Source organism: Pseudomonas rossensis (genome assembly GCF_039888995.1).
GTDB lineage: Bacteria > Pseudomonadota > Gammaproteobacteria > Pseudomonadales > Pseudomonadaceae > Aquipseudomonas > Aquipseudomonas rossensis.
In genome coordinates this window covers 23,783-39,251 of record NZ_JBBWCB010000013.1, presented here as the reverse complement: position 1 = coordinate 39,251, position 15,469 = coordinate 23,783, and the positions used below count along the sequence as shown (strand labels likewise).

14 protein-coding genes are annotated in these 15,469 nt (G+C 60.7%); 4 read left to right on the top strand and 10 right to left on the bottom strand.

The window, feature by feature from the left end:
* Positions 1-29 precede the first annotated feature (29 nt).
* On the bottom strand, positions 30-500 hold the full coding sequence (locus tag WLY71_RS06085; protein WP_347802880.1) for a prepilin peptidase: 471 nt from the start codon (positions 498-500) through the stop codon (positions 30-32).
* A gap of 75 nt (positions 501-575) precedes the next feature.
* Between WLY71_RS06085 and WLY71_RS06080 the strand changes: the two genes are divergently transcribed.
* Both WLY71_RS06080 and WLY71_RS06075 read left to right on the top strand, forming a co-directional pair.
* On the top strand, positions 576-1,016 hold the full coding sequence (locus WLY71_RS06080; RefSeq protein WP_347802879.1) for a TadE/TadG family type IV pilus assembly protein: 441 nt from the start codon (positions 576-578) through the stop codon (positions 1,014-1,016).
* On the top strand, positions 1,013-3,766 hold the full coding sequence (locus WLY71_RS06075; protein ID WP_347802878.1) for an ATP-binding protein: 2,754 nt from the start codon (positions 1,013-1,015) through the stop codon (positions 3,764-3,766). Before WLY71_RS06080 ends, WLY71_RS06075 begins: the two co-directional genes overlap by 4 nt.
* On the opposite strand, the gene WLY71_RS06070 is transcribed toward WLY71_RS06075, so the two are convergent.
* From WLY71_RS06070 to WLY71_RS06050, 5 genes are all read right to left on the bottom strand, one after another.
* The gene (locus WLY71_RS06070; protein WP_347802877.1) at positions 3,736-5,718 is read right to left on the bottom strand and encodes a pilus assembly protein TadG-related protein; all 1,983 of its coding nucleotides are present in this window, start codon (positions 5,716-5,718) and stop codon (positions 3,736-3,738) included. The two genes, WLY71_RS06075 and WLY71_RS06070, sit on opposite strands and share 31 nt — an antisense overlap.
* 113 nt (positions 5,719-5,831) lie before the next feature.
* Positions 5,832-6,392, bottom strand: coding sequence for a DUF4136 domain-containing protein (locus WLY71_RS06065; protein ID WP_347802876.1), 561 nt, complete (start codon positions 6,390-6,392; stop codon positions 5,832-5,834).
* Positions 6,393-6,446: 54 nt separating this feature from the next.
* On the bottom strand, positions 6,447-7,061 hold the full coding sequence (locus WLY71_RS06060) for a DUF4136 domain-containing protein (RefSeq protein WP_347802875.1): 615 nt from the start codon (positions 7,059-7,061) through the stop codon (positions 6,447-6,449).
* Positions 7,062-7,073: 12 nt separating this feature from the next.
* Positions 7,074-7,823, bottom strand: coding sequence for a methyltransferase domain-containing protein (locus tag WLY71_RS06055; RefSeq protein WP_347802874.1), 750 nt, complete (start codon positions 7,821-7,823; stop codon positions 7,074-7,076).
* Positions 7,823-8,125 (bottom strand): MazG-like family protein, encoded by a 303-nt coding sequence (locus tag WLY71_RS06050; protein WP_347802873.1) that lies wholly within the window; start codon positions 8,123-8,125, stop codon positions 7,823-7,825. The genes WLY71_RS06055 and WLY71_RS06050 overlap by 1 nt, the downstream gene beginning before the upstream one ends.
* A 195-nt stretch (positions 8,126-8,320) precedes the next feature.
* Here WLY71_RS06050 and WLY71_RS06045 point away from each other — a divergent pair, with 195 nt between their 5' ends.
* Together WLY71_RS06045 and WLY71_RS06040 are read left to right on the top strand one after the other, a co-directional pair.
* Positions 8,321-8,614, top strand: coding sequence for a hypothetical protein (locus tag WLY71_RS06045; RefSeq protein ID WP_347802872.1), 294 nt, complete (start codon positions 8,321-8,323; stop codon positions 8,612-8,614).
* A gap of 160 nt (positions 8,615-8,774) precedes the next feature.
* Entirely contained in the window at positions 8,775-10,124 is a 1,350-nt protein-coding gene (locus WLY71_RS06040) for an MATE family efflux transporter (RefSeq protein ID WP_347802871.1), read from the top strand.
* Here WLY71_RS06040 and WLY71_RS06035 read toward each other — a convergent pair.
* The 4 genes from WLY71_RS06035 to speA all read right to left on the bottom strand — a co-directional run bounded on the left by WLY71_RS06035 (position 10,118) and on the right by speA (position 15,281).
* A complete protein-coding gene (locus tag WLY71_RS06035; protein WP_347802870.1) occupies positions 10,118-10,993 on the bottom strand; it encodes an alpha/beta hydrolase in 876 nt (291 codons plus the stop codon). The two genes, WLY71_RS06040 and WLY71_RS06035, sit on opposite strands and share 7 nt — an antisense overlap.
* A gap of 18 nt (positions 10,994-11,011) precedes the next feature.
* Positions 11,012-11,794 carry a DUF4123 domain-containing protein gene (locus WLY71_RS06030; RefSeq protein ID WP_347802869.1) on the bottom strand — a complete coding sequence of 261 codons (783 nt, stop codon included), beginning with the start codon at positions 11,792-11,794 and terminating at the stop codon, positions 11,012-11,014.
* On the bottom strand, positions 11,791-13,134 hold the full coding sequence (locus WLY71_RS06025; protein WP_347802868.1) for a contractile injection system protein, VgrG/Pvc8 family: 1,344 nt from the start codon (positions 13,132-13,134) through the stop codon (positions 11,791-11,793). The genes WLY71_RS06030 and WLY71_RS06025 overlap by 4 nt, the downstream gene beginning before the upstream one ends.
* Before the next feature lie 233 nt (positions 13,135-13,367).
* Complete coding sequence (gene speA / locus WLY71_RS06020; protein WP_283182796.1) at positions 13,368-15,281, bottom strand: arginine decarboxylase; 1,914 nt, start codon at positions 15,279-15,281, stop codon at positions 13,368-13,370.
* Positions 15,282-15,469: the final 188 nt, after the last annotated feature.

The window sequence follows — 15,469 nt, the reverse complement described above, 5'->3', positions numbered from 1 at the left end:
TACTTTCCGACTCTGTATAGAACAGGCGACTAGTGCAACCAGGCGAGTGTGAGCATCAGGCCCACCAATACGAAGGGTGCAAAGGGCTGTTTCTTTGACATTCCAGGCCCCAGATATCGAAGATGATTTCTAAGCCCTTGGCCCATATGAAGCCAGACTCTTGGCGCCAGCAGCAGCCACAGCACACTGGCCAATCCGGCACCGATGAACACGCCGAGCAGGTGCATGCCGTCCGTCGCCAGACCCAGGCCAGTCATCAGTTTCACATCGCCTGCGCCCAAGCGTCTCAGCGCATAACCGGGCAAGGTAAAGGCCAGCGCCAGCAAAAAAGCCCAGCCGCCCTGCACCGCCTCGGCCCCCAGCCAGGTAGTGCCCGTCCACAGGAGATACGCCAGCGCCAACACCGCTGCGCCAAGGGTCAGGCCATTGGCGATGTGTCGTTCTCGAGCATCCTGTGCTGCGCATAGCGTCAGCCAGATCAGTAATACAAAGCTCTGCATCCGGTAAAAAACGTCCGTTTTGGCTGAATGATTCTATGCTGATATCACGTGGTGAATATCAGGGTAGACGCAGTCATGAAAATAGGCCTCCCCCGTAAGCAAAAAGGCGCTGTAGCGATTGAATTCGCGTTGGTGTTTCTCATCTTTTTCGCCGTGTTTTATGGAATTGTCACTTACAGCTTGCCGCTGTTGCTGATGCAATCGTTCACCCAGTCGACCGCCGAAGCGGTGCGCCGAAGCGTGGCGCTGGATCCGAGCACCCCCGGATACGACACCGCGGTAAAAACCGTTGCCACGACAGAACTGAGCCGACAGCTGGCCTGGATTCCTGCCGCACTGAATTTCAATGTCGCCACCGACGCCAGCGCCACCTACGTGGGCGGGGTGTTGAAGGTCAGCATCAACTACCCCACCAGCAAACTGCAGCAGGTCATCCCGTTTCTGACCTTGCCGGGAATTGGCCAAGTGCCGAATCTGCCAGCAAACCTCACCGCCAGTTCGAGCCTGCAATTTTGAGTTCCGCAGACAAACTCTTCGGGCGCCTGCTCAACCGCCATCCGCCTCAGCCAGTGGACACGCCAGACACCCTGAGCGTGCAAAGTGTCGGTTTGCAGATGCATCTGGATGCCGAAGGTCGAGTGATTCACCTGACCGGCCCGCTGCGGCATGTGCTGGCCCAGCAGACGCCCCGTGCGCAAGCACCGCACCTGCTCGATTTCCTCATGCCTCACAGCTGCCTCGCCGTTGAAGGCTCACCCGTCGACTGGCAGGGACAGAGTCTGGACCTGGACTTTTACAGCCTCAACGGACAACCCCTGCACCTGCGTGGCTGGGTCCAGCCGTTGGCCGATGCCTGGCTGTTGCAGTTGCTGGACATCGGCGACTTGTTGCTCGAACGTCGACAATCACGCAGCCGCGAGCAATGCCAAATACTCGCAGCGCAGATCGGCGAACAGTTGCGCCGGTGCAACCTGACGCGCCTGCCCGAGGTGTTGGTGGAACAGCTGCAAGGCCTGGCCCAGCGTTTCCACATGCCATGCATTGCGGTGGCGTTAATCGATGAACAGGAAGAAGGCTGGCAGATTCACCAGCATTACACGGCCTTCGATGCGCCCCACCTGTGGCAAAACGCTCAGCGCCTGGGCACGGGGCTCGACAGCCTCAACGGCTCTGCGCCGCAATGCCTGACGCCCGCTGAACATCCCCGATTGCAAGGCATCTTCGGTAATGCCGAAGGGTTCGCAGTGCCCTATCACGATGCTCAGGGTGTGGTCGCCTGGTTGCTGTGTGGCCTTTATCCGGTGCAGCAACAGGCACCCGACCTGAATGATCGCGACTGGTTACAACTGACCGCCGCGCTGGCAGGCCCGTTGCTTGAGCGCTTGCGCGAGCACCGGCACCATCTGCAACTGGAACGGCTGGAGTCGCTGCAAGCCTTGCTCGGCACCGGATGGTGGGAGGTGTTCAGCGACAGTCGCGAGGTGCAATTGGCGCCGTCGTTAGCCAGTAACCTGAACCTTACGATCGATCGTTTACCGCTGCACGACTGGCTTGATCGGGTGCACCCCGCCGACCGGGAAGAGCTGAGCAGTCGTCTGCAAGCCTTGCAAGACGACGGCGTTCCACTGCTGCTGTGCGTGCGTTTGGCACAAACGCCGAACTGGTATCGCCTGCAGGGCCAGGTTCTGGGCATCGGTAAAAGCCGGCGGTTGGTGGGCTTCATGCTCGACATCAGCGACATCAAAAACCAGGAGCAAAACGCCGCGGCGGCCCATGCTCGATTGGACAATCTGATCGCCAGCTCACCGGCGGTGATCTACGTGCAGCGCTATGTCGAAGGTGCGCTGCAACCGACGTTTTTCAGTGACAGCCTACTGCCGTTACTCGGCTGGACGCTGGCTGATTGCGCGACCGAGGCCTTGGTTGAAAGGGTGCACCCGGAGGACCGCGATCGGTACTTCGAACGCACCCGACATTTGCTGCGTGAAGGTTCGGTGCGCTCCCGTTATCGGCTGCGTGACAGTCGCGGCGATTACCACTGGCTACTCGATGAAGCCAAGCTACTGCGCGACGACCTTGGTTTGCCGGTGGAAGCCGTCGGTCTGTGGCTGGACGTCACCGAAGCAACCCTGGCCGCCGAACAGGTGAAGCAGAGTGAAGAACGTTACCGGATCCTGGTGGAAGACTCTCCGGCGATGATCTGCCGCTACCGCCCGGACCTGACCCTGACCTTCGGCAACCGCCCGCTGGCGACTTACCTGGAATGCCAGCCCGAACAACTGCCCGGGGTGAATCTGGGCAGCTGGATGTCGCAGGAACAGCGCGAAGCGTTTCTCCAGCGGCTCAGCCGACTCAGCCCGGAATTCCCGGTCAGCACCGCGGAAATCAACCTGCAACTGCCGGGACGGGAACATGCCTGGTGGGTGTGGTCGGATCGCGGGGTGTTCGATGAACACGGCCATTTGCTGGAGATTCAGGCCGTGGGTCGCGACAACACCGAGGTCCGCCGCGCCCAGCAGCAGCTCACCCAAAGTGCAAAAATGGCCACCCTCGGTGAAATGGCCACAGGGCTGGCCCATGAAATCAATCAGCCGTTGAATGTGATGCGCATGGCCATCGTCAACGTGCTCAAGCGTCTGAGCAACGGCGATGCGCAGATCGACTACCTGACCGACAAGCTCAACCGCATCGATGCACAGGTCCAGCGCGCCGCGCGGGTGGTGGATCACATGCGGGTGTTTGGCCGCCGCTCGGAGATCGAGCAACATCCGTTTAATCCGGCACAAGCCATCGAAGGCACACTTTCGCTGCTGGCCGAAGGGATGCGCGGCAAAGGGGTCGATCTGCGGGTCAACGAGACGGGGTTTGAAGTGCAAGTGCGCGGTTACGTCGATCAGCTCGAACAGGTGTTGATCAATCTGATGGTCAACGCTCGGGATGCGTTGCTCGGCAAACGCGAGGCCGACCGCGAGTTCAAACCGTGGATCGCGGTGTACGCCGAACGTGATGTGGATTCGGTGCGGCTGTGGGTCGAGGACAACGGCGGCGGTATTGATCCCAGGCTACTGGAGCGGATTTTCGAGCCGTTCTTCACCACCAAACCCGTGGGTATCGGCACCGGGCTCGGGTTGTCGGTGAGTTACGGCATCGTCGAGAACATGGGCGGAAAACTGAGCGTTAGAAACTCGGTCGAGGGCGCACGGTTTTGTATCGAACTGCCGATTGCCGCCGACGATCAGATTGCCAGCGTCGCTCGTCCTGAGTGACAACTGAGGTTGGCGCCGACATCGACCTTGTTCAGATCGATCCCCAGGCTGAGCAGCAGCGTATTGATCAAGGTGTCGAGTAACGGGCTGAGCACGCTGTTGATCGCGTTGACCAGCAATGTCGTGACAGTGCTGAGGATCGCCCCCAGACCACCGACCAGACTGCCCGTCGGGCCGTACATGTCGACCTTGATATTGGTCGCCGTGTCGGTAAGGCTGCTGACGATATTGCTGGTGGAATAGGAATAGTAGAACGGTGGCTGGTTGATCTCCGGCAGGCTGGTGGCCGGCGGTGCGGAATAGACGTGCGGCATGTTGGCGCTCTGCGCCACGGTCGTGTCGGCCATGATACTGATGCCGCCGCCGACGCCCGGAATCTGCGGGTCGCAGGAGATGGGCAGGAACAGAATCCTCAGACAGGTTTTCACCCCGATATCGATCACCTTCAACGGCTGCACCACTACCGCCGGTGGCGTGGTGTTGCTGCCGAAAGCGGTGGCTGGATCGATCTTGCCGATCTTCAGATTTACCAGCGAAGTGCTGGTGTTGGTGGTCAGGGTTTTGTTGGTGGTACTGACGCAACTGTAGGCAGTGACATAGCTGTTGGCGCTGGCAACGTCCAGCGCCACGTCGATACGTATCGGTGGCGGCAGCACGATGATGTCGGGAGTCTGGCAGGGCACGAGCAAGGCACAGGTCAGTGAATTGAGCACTCCCACCAGGTTGAGATTGAGCAAGGCGTTGAGTGTGTTGGTCAGCGGGCCTGCCAGATCAGCCGCCGCATTGACCAGCGCCACGATGGAATCGAGCACCGGCAAGTCGATCGACAGCAATGTCCTGATCTGGGCAGTTCGCACATAGATGCGGTTGGGCCCCAGTGGAGCCAGCGCGGCGTTTTTCGGATTGCCAATGGCTGACAGCTGCGGAGGCTCCAGCACCTGCACCCGGGCGGTGATTTGCGCCAGACCCGCCAGATTGATCGGCAGGGTCGCCACCAGGCCGTTTTTCTTGTTGGCCAGTTGCACGACCGCCTCGATCAGGTCGAACACTTTCAGGTTGGTCGCCAGCGCCGTCACGGTGCTGCCAGCCTCGACGTGCAGCACGTTGCCGAGTACGACGGTGGTTGCGCCTGCCGCGACCTTCAGCGCTTGAAGGCTCGCAATGGTTGCGGTCGCACCGAGTGTGCCGCCCGGGTCCAGCACATTGAAGGCGGTCTGGATCAGCTGGCTGACGGCAATCGTATTGCCCAATACCTGGTCATACCCGGCAGCGCTGAGGTTAAGGTCGACCTTCAATCGGTCAAGGTAACCGAGCAGGCTGATGTTGGTGTTCACCAGTCCATTCCAGCCCGCCGCGTTGATGTTCAGGTTGCCCCCGAGCAAACCACCGAACAGCGCATTGAGCGTGGCCGATTTGCTGGTGTCGACGCTCAACGTCGTGCTGCGCAGGGTCAGCGAAGCCTGCGGTGGCGGTAATGCGGCCACAGCGGTGGCCGTCAGGTTAATGGTCGCTCCACGTGGGGCGCCACCGAACAGGGCGCCGACACCGCCGGCGAAACTCTGCTGGACCGAATGGCTGGCGATCACCCGAATGGCTTCGCTCTTGCTTGGGTCGGCGCCAAATACCCGAAGGTTATTGGCATCCAGGGTCAAGGCGCCGCAAGCGACCAGCAGATTGCGATTGGGGTCAGGAAGGGTGAAGTCGTTGCGGTTTGCGCTGGCGGTGGCATATACGGTGGCGGTGTTGCCCGCGGCGCAATCACCACTTCGGGTGGACGCTTCAAGTGCGGCCATGTCCGCTACGCGCTGCAGGTCACGTTTTTCCAAGTACAAACGACCGCTGTCGACCACGACCAGCAAGAACACCAGGGCCATGCCCAATGTCAGCGCCGCCATCAAACCGATCGCCCCCCGTTGCCGGGACGGGCTGCGAAACTGCAAACGGGGAGACATTGCGCACTCCTTTGCCGGTGCACAGCCGAAGGCTACCTCCATGGGTGAACAGCAGTGTAGTTGGCGCTTTCCCGGGCTGCTCGCAGATCACAAGCAAAAGATCGTCCAGCTGTTTATATGGGTGGGTAGTTGGCGAGAATTCGCCCGACCGTTTCGCGTATCGCCGTGCTGCGATCCGACGGGTTCGTTGTGCGGCTGAGTATCTGCTCGTCACTGCCGCGCCACACCAGTTTGCCGTCCTTGCCATCAAGCAGGTCGATCTGGATGATCGCCACTTTGTAGCTGACGTTACGGGTTTCGTTGTACATCGGCCCGCCCCAGTAGCCGTTCCATGGATTACCCCAAGCGCCGCCGCCGCCGTAGTTGGTGGTTACTTGTTGCTGGCGCTGTTCGACGATCAGATAGGTCTGCACGCTCAAATCGCCCTTTTGGCCACCCGCAGCCGGACGCAGGCCACGCTGATCCAGCTGATCGGTCACTGATTGGCGGATTCGTTGTTCAGTCAGGTCGCTCTTGATCCGTGGATCATCGGGCCGATATTGCAGGGCGGGTTCTTTCCAGCTCCAGCTGCGATAGGCGGCGAAGTCGCGGCTGGCATCGAAGTCATGATTGACCTGGTTGGCGCAGGCACTGAGCAGCACGGCCACAGCCAGTAAAGCGAGACGGCGGAACATGATATTTCTCCGGTTGAAGACATGAACCTGCGCAAAGCTTCTTAACGACAGAAGCTAACTAGGAGGATACGCCGACATCGCCTTTTCTACAGCCTCCCGTATCGCATCGGCACGCTCGCTCTGACTGCCGCGATTGCTGGTTTCGGCGCTGGCACTCCACACCGGTTGACCGCTCTGAGCGTCAAACAAATCAACCCGCACCACCACGACCTGTTCCTGATAAGTCCGAACGATCGGCACGGTGTTGTACATGCCGTAACCGCTGCCGTAGCGGTTGTAACCGCCATAACCGCCGCCGTAATAACCATAGTCGTCCCGAACCTGACGCAGGCGGGTTTCCAGGTGCAGCTCGGCGCTGACAAACAGGTCGGCCGGGCGATTGTCGTGCAGCGGGCGCAAGCCACGTTGATCGAGCGCATTGCTGACGGCTTCGGCGACCTGCGCCGAATCCGCCCAGGCGCTGCCCTGCGGCAACTGCCCGTTGAGCCAGGCCCAGCTGCGGTAACGCCCGTAGTCGCGCGGCGGGGCCGGGTAGGCGCTGCGGTCAAAGGTGTTGGCCGCCTGAGGCGGCGCGGGTGGCAAGGGGTTGGATGACGCCACATAAGGGTTGCTGCCCTGACAGGCCGCCAACCCGAGACAGATCACCAATAACCCCGAACGACTGTTCATTTCGCGCTCCGATCAGACCGGCCGACAGATCCAGTGCAAGTAGCGCCCAAGCCCGGCAAAGCTTGGGTGACGACGGTGAGCCAGTTCCATTTCCAGCAAATCCACCAGTTCGGCGCGGGCCTGGAATTCCACCGGCATGTAATCGTGAAAAACCCGCACCCCGCTCTGTGTTTCGACCTGCCACAGGCCTTCAAGTTGCGCCGCCAGTTCGCGCGGATCAAGCGGCTGCTGCGGAGTCAGGCTCTGTTTCTCGCCGGCCATGTCGTTCTTGCGCATCTTGCGGAAGTGGCCTTTGAGCAGGTTGCGATAGATCAACGCATCGCGGTTGTAGAAGGCCAGGGACAACCAGCCATCCTGCTTGGTCAACTGATGCAGCACCGGCAGGATCGCGTGGGGTTCGGCCAGCCATTCCAGCACGGCGTGGCACAGCACCAGGTCGTAGGGCTCGGTGAGTTGGCCGAGCAGATCCTGCCACGGCGCCTGAATGAACGTCGCTGTTTGCCCGGCGTCGCCAAAGCGCTGACGGGCGCCCTCGAGCATCGGCTCGGCGGGCTCGGCCAGCGTGACCTCATGACCACGCTCGGCCAGCCACAACGACATGTGGCCCAGACCAGCACCGATATCCAGTACGCGCAACGGTCGGTCCGGCAGGGTTTCGGCCAGGTCGGCCTGAAGCACCGCCAGACGGATCGCGCCTTTGGCACCGCCGTAGATTTTTTCGGCGAAGCGGGTCGCCAGTTGATCGAAATGACGGTCGCTCATCAGCTGAACCTCCGTTCGCTGTCCGCGAGTTTGCTGCGCACCACTTCATTCATGTCCAACCCCAACTCGCTGCACAGCAGCAGTAGATAGAGCACGATGTCACCGATTTCCTGCCCGGCATGGGCGAGTGCGTCCGCCGGCAACTGGCGCGACTGGTCTTCGGTCAGCCACTGGAAAATCTCCACCAGCTCGGACATTTCCACGCTCGCGGCCATGGCCAGGTTTTTCGGGCTGTGAAATTGCCGCCAGTCATTGCGGTCACGGATGGCGTGCAGGCGTTCGGTCAGTTCAACAAGGTTCATCGGGCTCTCCTGAAGGCGTATAGCTTCGGGGGGATGACGGGGGAAGGCAAGCGTCTCGGTGTGACGCGGATCTTTACACCATAATCAAAAGATCGCAGCCTGCGGCAGCTCCTACGGGAACTCGGCACCCTGCTCGATAGCCCAAGGCTCAAGTCCGGCAACCACGCCACCACTTTCATCAAGGACGCTCAAGACATGCAGGTAGAAAGTTTTTTCGAATGGCTCGGCCAGGCACTCGGTTCGGTTATCCGCTTCATCGTTGACGGCCTCAGTGGCTTGTTCAATCTGTTGAGCCACGCCGGCAGCAACTTTGTCGAAGGGCTGTCCCGTACGCTGGGCATGGACGCGTCGATCATCAGCATCATTGCGCTGATTTTGGGGTTGATGCTGTTGTGGTCGGCGATTCGGGCGTTCATGAATGCGTCGATCATCATGGGGATAATCTGGTTGATGCTGGGGTTGTGGTTGTTGAGCTGGATAATCCACTAACACCACTGCCCTCTGTGGGAGTGAGCCTGCTCGCGAAAGCGGTCGCCCCATCGATAGTGATGTCGCCTGACACGCCGCCTTCGCGAGCAGACTCGCTCCCACATTGGATCGCGGTCATTTCAAATGTGTCGCTACAATGCCGCTCCCCCAAGGAGCCTGCATGTCCAACCTGATCGCCGACTGGCGCGACCGCCCTACCCATCGCCGAGTCTGGGCGCTCGCCGCGCCGATGATTCTCTCGAACATTTCCGTACCGCTGGTGGCGCTGGTCGACAGTACCGTCATCGGCCACTTGCCCCACGCCCATCAGTTGGGCGCCGTCGCGGTCGGGGCCAGCCTGTATACCTTTCTCGCCTGGGCCATGGGTTTTCTGCGCATGGGCACCACCGGGTTCGCCGCACAGGCCGCCGGGCGTGGGGACGGCGCGGCATTGCGGCAGATCTTGCTGCAGGGTCTGTTGCTGGCCATGGGCCTGGCCATTGTCCTGGGAGCACTGGGTGTGCCGTTGAGCGGGGTCGCACTGCATTTCATGCAGCCGTCGGCGGAGCTGGATCAGCTGACCCGCGAGTTTTTCCACACGCGCCTGTTCGGTCTGCCGGCAGCACTGGCCAGTTATGCGCTGGTCGGCTGGTTCCTCGGCACTCAGAACGCCCGGGCGCCGCTGGCCATTCTGCTGAGCACCAACCTGGTGAACATCGCGCTGAACCTGTGGTTCGTCCTCGGGCTGGAATGGGGTGTGGTCGGTGCGGCCCGAGCGTCGGTGATCGCCGAATGGACCGGCGCGCTGATCGGTCTGCTGATGACCCGCAACGCCCTGCGTGCCTATCCCGGTCACATCGCCTGGACCGCGCTGGCGTTGTGGCAGAGCTGGCGCCCACTATTGGCAGTCAACCGCGACATTTTCATCCGCAGCCTGGCGCTGCAATCGGTGTTTTTTCTGATCACCGTACAAGGCGCGCGACTGGGTGATGCCACCGTCGCCGCCAACGCGCTGCTGCTCAACGGTTTGCTGCTGACCGCCCATGCGCTGGACGGCCTGGCGCACGCGGTGGAGGCCCTGTGTGGACATGCCATTGGTGCTCGCGATCGAGAGGCCCTGCGCCGCTCATTGGTGGTGGCTTGCGGCTGGTCGTTGCTGGCGAGTCTGGGCTTTGCCGTGCTGTTCCTGTTCGCCGGGCATCTGTTTATCGAGATGCAGACCGACATTCAGAGCGTGCGCGACACGGCGTTCATTTACCTGCCCTACCTCGCCGCGCTCCCGCTGATTGCGGTCGGGAGTTACCTGCTCGACGGGTTGTTTATCGGCGCCACCCGTGCCCGGGAAATGCGCAACGGCATGCTGCTGACGGTGATTTTGTTGCTGCCGCTCGCTTGGGCGCTGCAAGGTTTGGGCAACCATGGACTGTGGATAACCTTTCTATTGTTCATGTTGCTGCGCAGCCTGACTCTGGGCGCGTTTGCCTGGTACCTGCATAAAAACGACGGCTGGTTCGCAGGCAAAGCTCACTGAGTCGGTGTGGTTTTGACGAAGGCCGTGACCACATCCAGCACCGGAGCCAAACCGCGCATCGGCCGGGACAGCGTCGCCACCAGCGTGGCGTGGCTGGTGCGCGAGAAATACAGGTCCTGCACCGGCACGCCCGCCTCGCGCAGTTTGCGCGCCAGACCACCGGTGTTGCGGGCCGGGTTGACCAGCTCATCGTCGCTCGCCGCGATCAACAAGGCCGGCGGCGCGCCACGACTGACATGGTTGATCGGCTGCGACCGGGGTGGTGAATCCGGCCAGAAAAACACCGGGCGCACCTGCGGATTCTTGATCGGCAGAAAATCATAAGGCCCGGCCAGGCCGATCCAGCCGCTTAGGTTGTGCGGCGACAGGCCCACCGCCCCCAGTAACCCGGGGTCCAGCGCCAGCATCGCGACGTTGTAAGCCCCTGAACTGTGGCCCATCAGGTACAACCGCTGCGGGTTCCCGGAATATTGACCAATGTGTTCATGGGTCCAGGCCACGGCCCGGGCGCCATCTTCAAGGAACAGCGGATAACGCACCTGCGGATACAACCGATAGTCCGCCAGCACCGCCACAATTCCCCGGGACGCCAAGGCCTCGCCGACAAAAGCGTAATCGCTGCGTGAACCGCTGTTCCAGCTGCCGCCGTAGAAAAACACCACCACTGGGGCGTTTTTCATGGGCGGGCGCGGCACATACACATCGAGTTTTTGCCGCGGATCAGGGCCATAGGCAATGCCCTCGGTCTTGTCGCAGGTTGTGTCGGGGGTCAGCGCATTGAGCAACTTCAGCGGCGAGCACGCCGTCATCACGGCCAGCAAAGCACCGCCGATTATCAGGCTGAACAAGCGCCGCGTGGTGCTCGCCATCGATGTCGAACCTCGTATTCAGGGTTGATCGTTCTGCCACAGGTTGCGCAGGCTATCGAGACGCTCCTGCTGGGTGAGTCCCGGCAATGCGTGCCCAGGCAAAGCGCCGGGGTACTGCAAGCGTAGCCATAACCAGTCATCGAGTACCGGGCGCTCGGTAAAATCCAGCGCCAGCCCTTCCTGCACGTGGGACCACAGCGTGTTGTAGTCAGTCCTGGTGGATCGGCTCCAGTGCCAGGCATGTTGCTCCAGCAGGCAGGTTTGCAGTTTTTCCTGCTGACGAGGACTGAGGTTTTCTTCAACCGCCAAAGGGCTGACGGCAAGCCCCGGATTGACCAGCTGCTGCCAGCCCTGACTGCCGATCGCGCGGTCGGCCCACGTCCCGCCGAACCAGCGCAAATGGCTGACAGGACCCAGCCAGCGACTCAGCTCCTGCGCATCGCAGGCATCGAACAAGTAACTGGCCGTTTGCGGGTTGTAGTAACTCAACAAGGCTCGGTGATGCAGACCGAACGTGACCGTGAGCATGCGGCGTAAATGCTCCAGCAACTGCGACGATGACACCTCGCTGGCCAACAGCAAGCCACGCCACAGGGGCACTTCGCTGTCGCACAACCCGGTCAGCGCAGGGCAAGTCCGAAGGTCGATCAGGGCCGGGCCGTGTTCACGTAACGCATGCCACTCAGTGCCTTCGAACAACCAGAACCACCGGGCATGCGCAAACTGCTGTTGCAGCATCACCCCCGCCTGTGGCGCACCCGGTACATCCAGCAATAGCCATTGCGGGGTCTCGGCGATCATGCCGCACCGCTCTGGCCAAACCGCATCGCCGCCCGGCAGGTGCAGAGGGCCTGCGTGCAATGGCTGAAACTGCCACCACCGGGCAGCAGACATAGCAGCATCAATGGTTCGCTCGATTGCAGAAGCCCCAGCAAGCCCCCAACATCATCTGTCGCGGATGTGCGCGGCGGGCCGATCTCCTCAGCCTCTTCAATGGAAGAAGGGACGTGAAGAAACCCGGTAATCAGCGGCTGATCCGGATCCCCCTCGATAAAGCTCACCACCACCTCGGCCCCCTCACTCAACTGCGTGACTGCCGCGTCGCCCAGTTCAGCGGCCAACGGCAGCCAACAGTGGCTGGGCGCCGCACCCTCGCCCTGATAGAGCCAGTCAAATTGCACGGCCACCGGCCTGGACGGATCGGGGCGCGACTCATCGATGTCGACCACCCAGGCCCGTTGCAGGCTGTGCATTCTGGGTTTCACTGCAGAATGAGGTGACACAAATGGCACCTCCCCGTGAATCGCGCGGATCTGGTTGCTGTAGGACGCCGTTAAATCCTGGCTGCCCTGATGCTCGATATGGGTCAGCAGCCAGAGATGGTTCCAGTCGGCGATCGGATGGCCGGACAGCCGCATCAGTTGACCGCTGCGCAGCGTCGTCAGGTCCGTGCGACCTTCTGCAGTCTGCGCGGTTCGTTGCCCCTCTCGGGCTGCATCAGCGCAACCCTGAACCTTGAACTGACGCACGGCCGGCTGCTCGCTCTCGACCTGGAAGACCGCGCGCTCACCGAAACGAAAGTGCCCCTGCCCCTCACCAAAGACCACGCAATGTCCGAGAGCGCAGTGTTCGAAATGGTAGTGAAGCCGTTCCTGAGCACACAGACGCTGGATAAATTGCAGGTCTGATTCCCGGTACTGCGTACAGAAATCACGAGGCGGGTAATCGCCACTCAGCTCCAAACGCCGATTCTTGCCGGCAATACCGTGTTCCTTGAGCACCTGACTGAGGATTTGCGGCACCGAGCGCGCGCTGAAAATTCGCTGGCTCAAGCGCAGGGAAAGGCACGCCAGCTTCGGACCCAGACGTACGCGACAGAGCCTGACAGCCAAGTCATGGTCACGCTGGACGAGTTCATGCAATTGTCCGTGGAAGCCGTTTCCCGCAGGCCCGACATGCAAAAAGGCCGGACGGTACAGCAGGCTTGCAAGGTCGAGTGTCGGGTCATCGATCAGCAGATCCACGTCGAACACAAAAGGCTCGCTGATGGCTTCTCTACCGGTAAAGGCCAAGACCTCAAAGGGGTCGGGCAGACCCTCTACATCCAGACGAAATGACGGCTCGTTGACTGGATCGAACATCGGCGATTCTCTACAGGAGGGGCGGTCGGGGATTCTCTCCGAGAGAGTTAGCCGAGTAGAGTGCCGAAGTACAACTTAGGAAATGACCTACGCGAAAAGAAGACCACATCGCTTGGATGGCCAAGAATGTAAGTCATTTCGCTTGAAATCAGAGAGGCATCTCACCAAGTCATCTGAAATTTCCGCTACGTGCGGAACATTTTCAGACAACCTGATGAGAGCGGTGCCTTACCTCAAGAAGACAGGTAAGAGGAACGGGTCAGCCCCAGACGCAGTGCGTCGAGGAACTGGGTACGCTCGGCGGCGGTGATGCGGGCACTGGCGCATTTGTCGCGGTAGTGGGTCATCAACTCTTCCGGCGACAAGTGCACGTAACGCAGCATGTCTTCGATAGTGTCGTGGGTTTCGATACCCGCGTGGTACACGCTGCCGTCAGCGTTCTGGTAGATGTTCACCGAGTCGGTGTCACCGAACAGGTTGTGCATGTCGCCGAGAATTTCCTGGTAGGCGCCGACCAGGAAGATACCCAGCAGGTAGTCTTCACCGTCGTTCAAACCGTGAACCGGCAGGCTGGTTTCGATGCTCTGCTCGTCGACGTATTGCTTGATCTTGCCGTCGGAGTCGCAAGTCAGATCTTGCAGCACCGCACGGCGCAGCGGCTCTTCGTCGAGACGGTGCAGCGGCAGGATCGGCAGGACCTGGCCGATGGCCCAAGTGTCCGGCAGGCTCTGGAATACCGAGAAATTGCAGATGTACTTGTCGGCCAGCTTGTCGTTGAGTTCGTCGAGCACCTGACGGTGCGAACGCTGACGCGCCTTCAACGAGTTGTGCAGGCGACGGCACACCGCGAAGTAGCATTGCTCGGCCAGGGCTTTCTCGGCCAGGGTCAACTTGCCATCGGCGTACTGGGTCGCGATGTCGCTCATGTAGTGCGTGGCGCGCCAGTAGGTTTCGGTGACCATCTCGATGTCGGTCGGGCCCAGCAGGTCAACCAGCCACTGCACGGTTTCCGGCAGTTCTTCCTTGTTGTCGATCTGCGGCACGTCGTCGTTGTGTTTCTCGACGTCGGTCACTTGCACCACCAGCATGGCGTGGTGAGCAGTCAGGGAACGGCCGCTTTCGGAGAAGATGTTCGGGTGCGGCAGGTTCTGCGCGTCGCAGAATTCCTTGAGCATCCCGACTACAACACCGGCGTAATCGTCCATGTCGTAGTTGATCGAGCTGGCGTTACGCGAGTGCGTACCGTCGTAGTCCACGCCCAAACCGCCACCGACGTCGATGTGATCCACCGGCAGGCCGAGGTTGCGCAGTTCGCCGTAGTAACGAATCGCTTCCTTGAAGCCGTGCTGGTAGTCCGCCAGGTTGGCGATCTGCGAGCCCATGTGGAAGTGCAACAGGCGAATGCCCTGATCCAGGCCAGCCGCGCGGAAACGCTCGACCACCGACAGCAGTTGCGCCGCCGACAGACCGAACTTGGATTTCTCGCCACCGGTGTCGGCCCACTTGCTCGACGCCAGGGACGACAGACGCACGCGCAGACCTACCTGTGGCTTGACCTTCAACGAGGCCGCTTCTTCGATCACCAGCTCAACTTCGGATTCTTTCTCGATCACGATGAACACGTTGTGGCCGAGCTTTTGACCCATCAGCGCCAGGCGAATGAACTCGCGGTCCTTGTAACCGTTGCAGACGATGGTGCCGCCCTTCGGCGCCAGGGCCAGCACGGCCAGCAGCTCAGGCTTGGAGCCGGCTTCAAGACCAATGGACACGTCTTGGGTCGCAATGATGTTCTCGATCACCGCTTCTTGCTGGTTAACCTTGATCGGGTACAGCGCGGTGTACTTGCTCTGGTATTCCAGACGCTCGATGTTGGCGTCGAAGGCGCCAGTCAGCTGACGCACGCGGTCTTGCAGAATGTCAGGGAAACGCACCAGCAACGGCAAGGACAGGCCGCTTTTGCGCAGCTGGTCGACTTGCTCGAACAGGTCGATAGGCGAACTGGTCGGACCGTTCGGACGAACTTCGACGCGACCGGCGTCATTGATCGCGAAGTACCCGGCCCCCCAATGACGAATCCCGTAAACACTGCGGCTGTCCGCAACTGTCCATTGGCTGCCATCGTCTTTGCGTGTGCGTCGTACGGACATTGAAGTCCCCTATAAAGAAGTCATAGAGCGTCGCCTGGGTTCAGGCCGGCGCAGTCTAAAGAATGAAAATGACGGTTCGTCAACGAGGGGATAGACCTCGCTGACCGCAGTGAGTTTAGAAACTGGTCAGAACAGGCTCTGTGAAAACCATGTAGACGACGCCAGACCTGCTGTCAGGACTGGATCAA

What these genes read in the sequence shown, in the direction of transcription:
- WLY71_RS06085 (WP_347802880.1), bottom strand. Translation starts at nt 500, where the DNA reads ATGCAGAGCTTTGTATTACTGATCTGGCTGACGCTATGCGCAGCACAG.
- WLY71_RS06080 (WP_347802879.1), top strand. Translation starts at nt 576, where the DNA reads ATGAAAATAGGCCTCCCCCGTAAGCAAAAAGGCGCTGTAGCGATTGAA.
- WLY71_RS06070 (WP_347802877.1), bottom strand. Translation starts at nt 5,718, where the DNA reads ATGTCTCCCCGTTTGCAGTTTCGCAGCCCGTCCCGGCAACGGGGGGCG.
- WLY71_RS06065 (WP_347802876.1), bottom strand. Translation starts at nt 6,392, where the DNA reads ATGTTCCGCCGTCTCGCTTTACTGGCTGTGGCCGTGCTGCTCAGTGCC.
- WLY71_RS06060 (WP_347802875.1), bottom strand. Translation starts at nt 7,061, where the DNA reads ATGAACAGTCGTTCGGGGTTATTGGTGATCTGTCTCGGGTTGGCGGCC.
- WLY71_RS06055 (WP_347802874.1), bottom strand. Translation starts at nt 7,823, where the DNA reads ATGAGCGACCGTCATTTCGATCAACTGGCGACCCGCTTCGCCGAAAAA.
- WLY71_RS06050 (WP_347802873.1), bottom strand. Translation starts at nt 8,125, where the DNA reads ATGAACCTTGTTGAACTGACCGAACGCCTGCACGCCATCCGTGACCGC.
- WLY71_RS06045 (WP_347802872.1), top strand. Translation starts at nt 8,321, where the DNA reads ATGCAGGTAGAAAGTTTTTTCGAATGGCTCGGCCAGGCACTCGGTTCG.
- WLY71_RS06040 (WP_347802871.1), top strand. Translation starts at nt 8,775, where the DNA reads ATGTCCAACCTGATCGCCGACTGGCGCGACCGCCCTACCCATCGCCGA.
- WLY71_RS06035 (WP_347802870.1), bottom strand. Translation starts at nt 10,993, where the DNA reads ATGGCGAGCACCACGCGGCGCTTGTTCAGCCTGATAATCGGCGGTGCT.
- WLY71_RS06030 (WP_347802869.1), bottom strand. Translation starts at nt 11,794, where the DNA reads ATGATCGCCGAGACCCCGCAATGGCTATTGCTGGATGTACCGGGTGCG.
- WLY71_RS06025 (WP_347802868.1), bottom strand. Translation starts at nt 13,134, where the DNA reads ATGTTCGATCCAGTCAACGAGCCGTCATTTCGTCTGGATGTAGAGGGT.
- speA (WP_283182796.1), bottom strand. Translation starts at nt 15,281, where the DNA reads ATGTCCGTACGACGCACACGCAAAGACGATGGCAGCCAATGGACAGTT.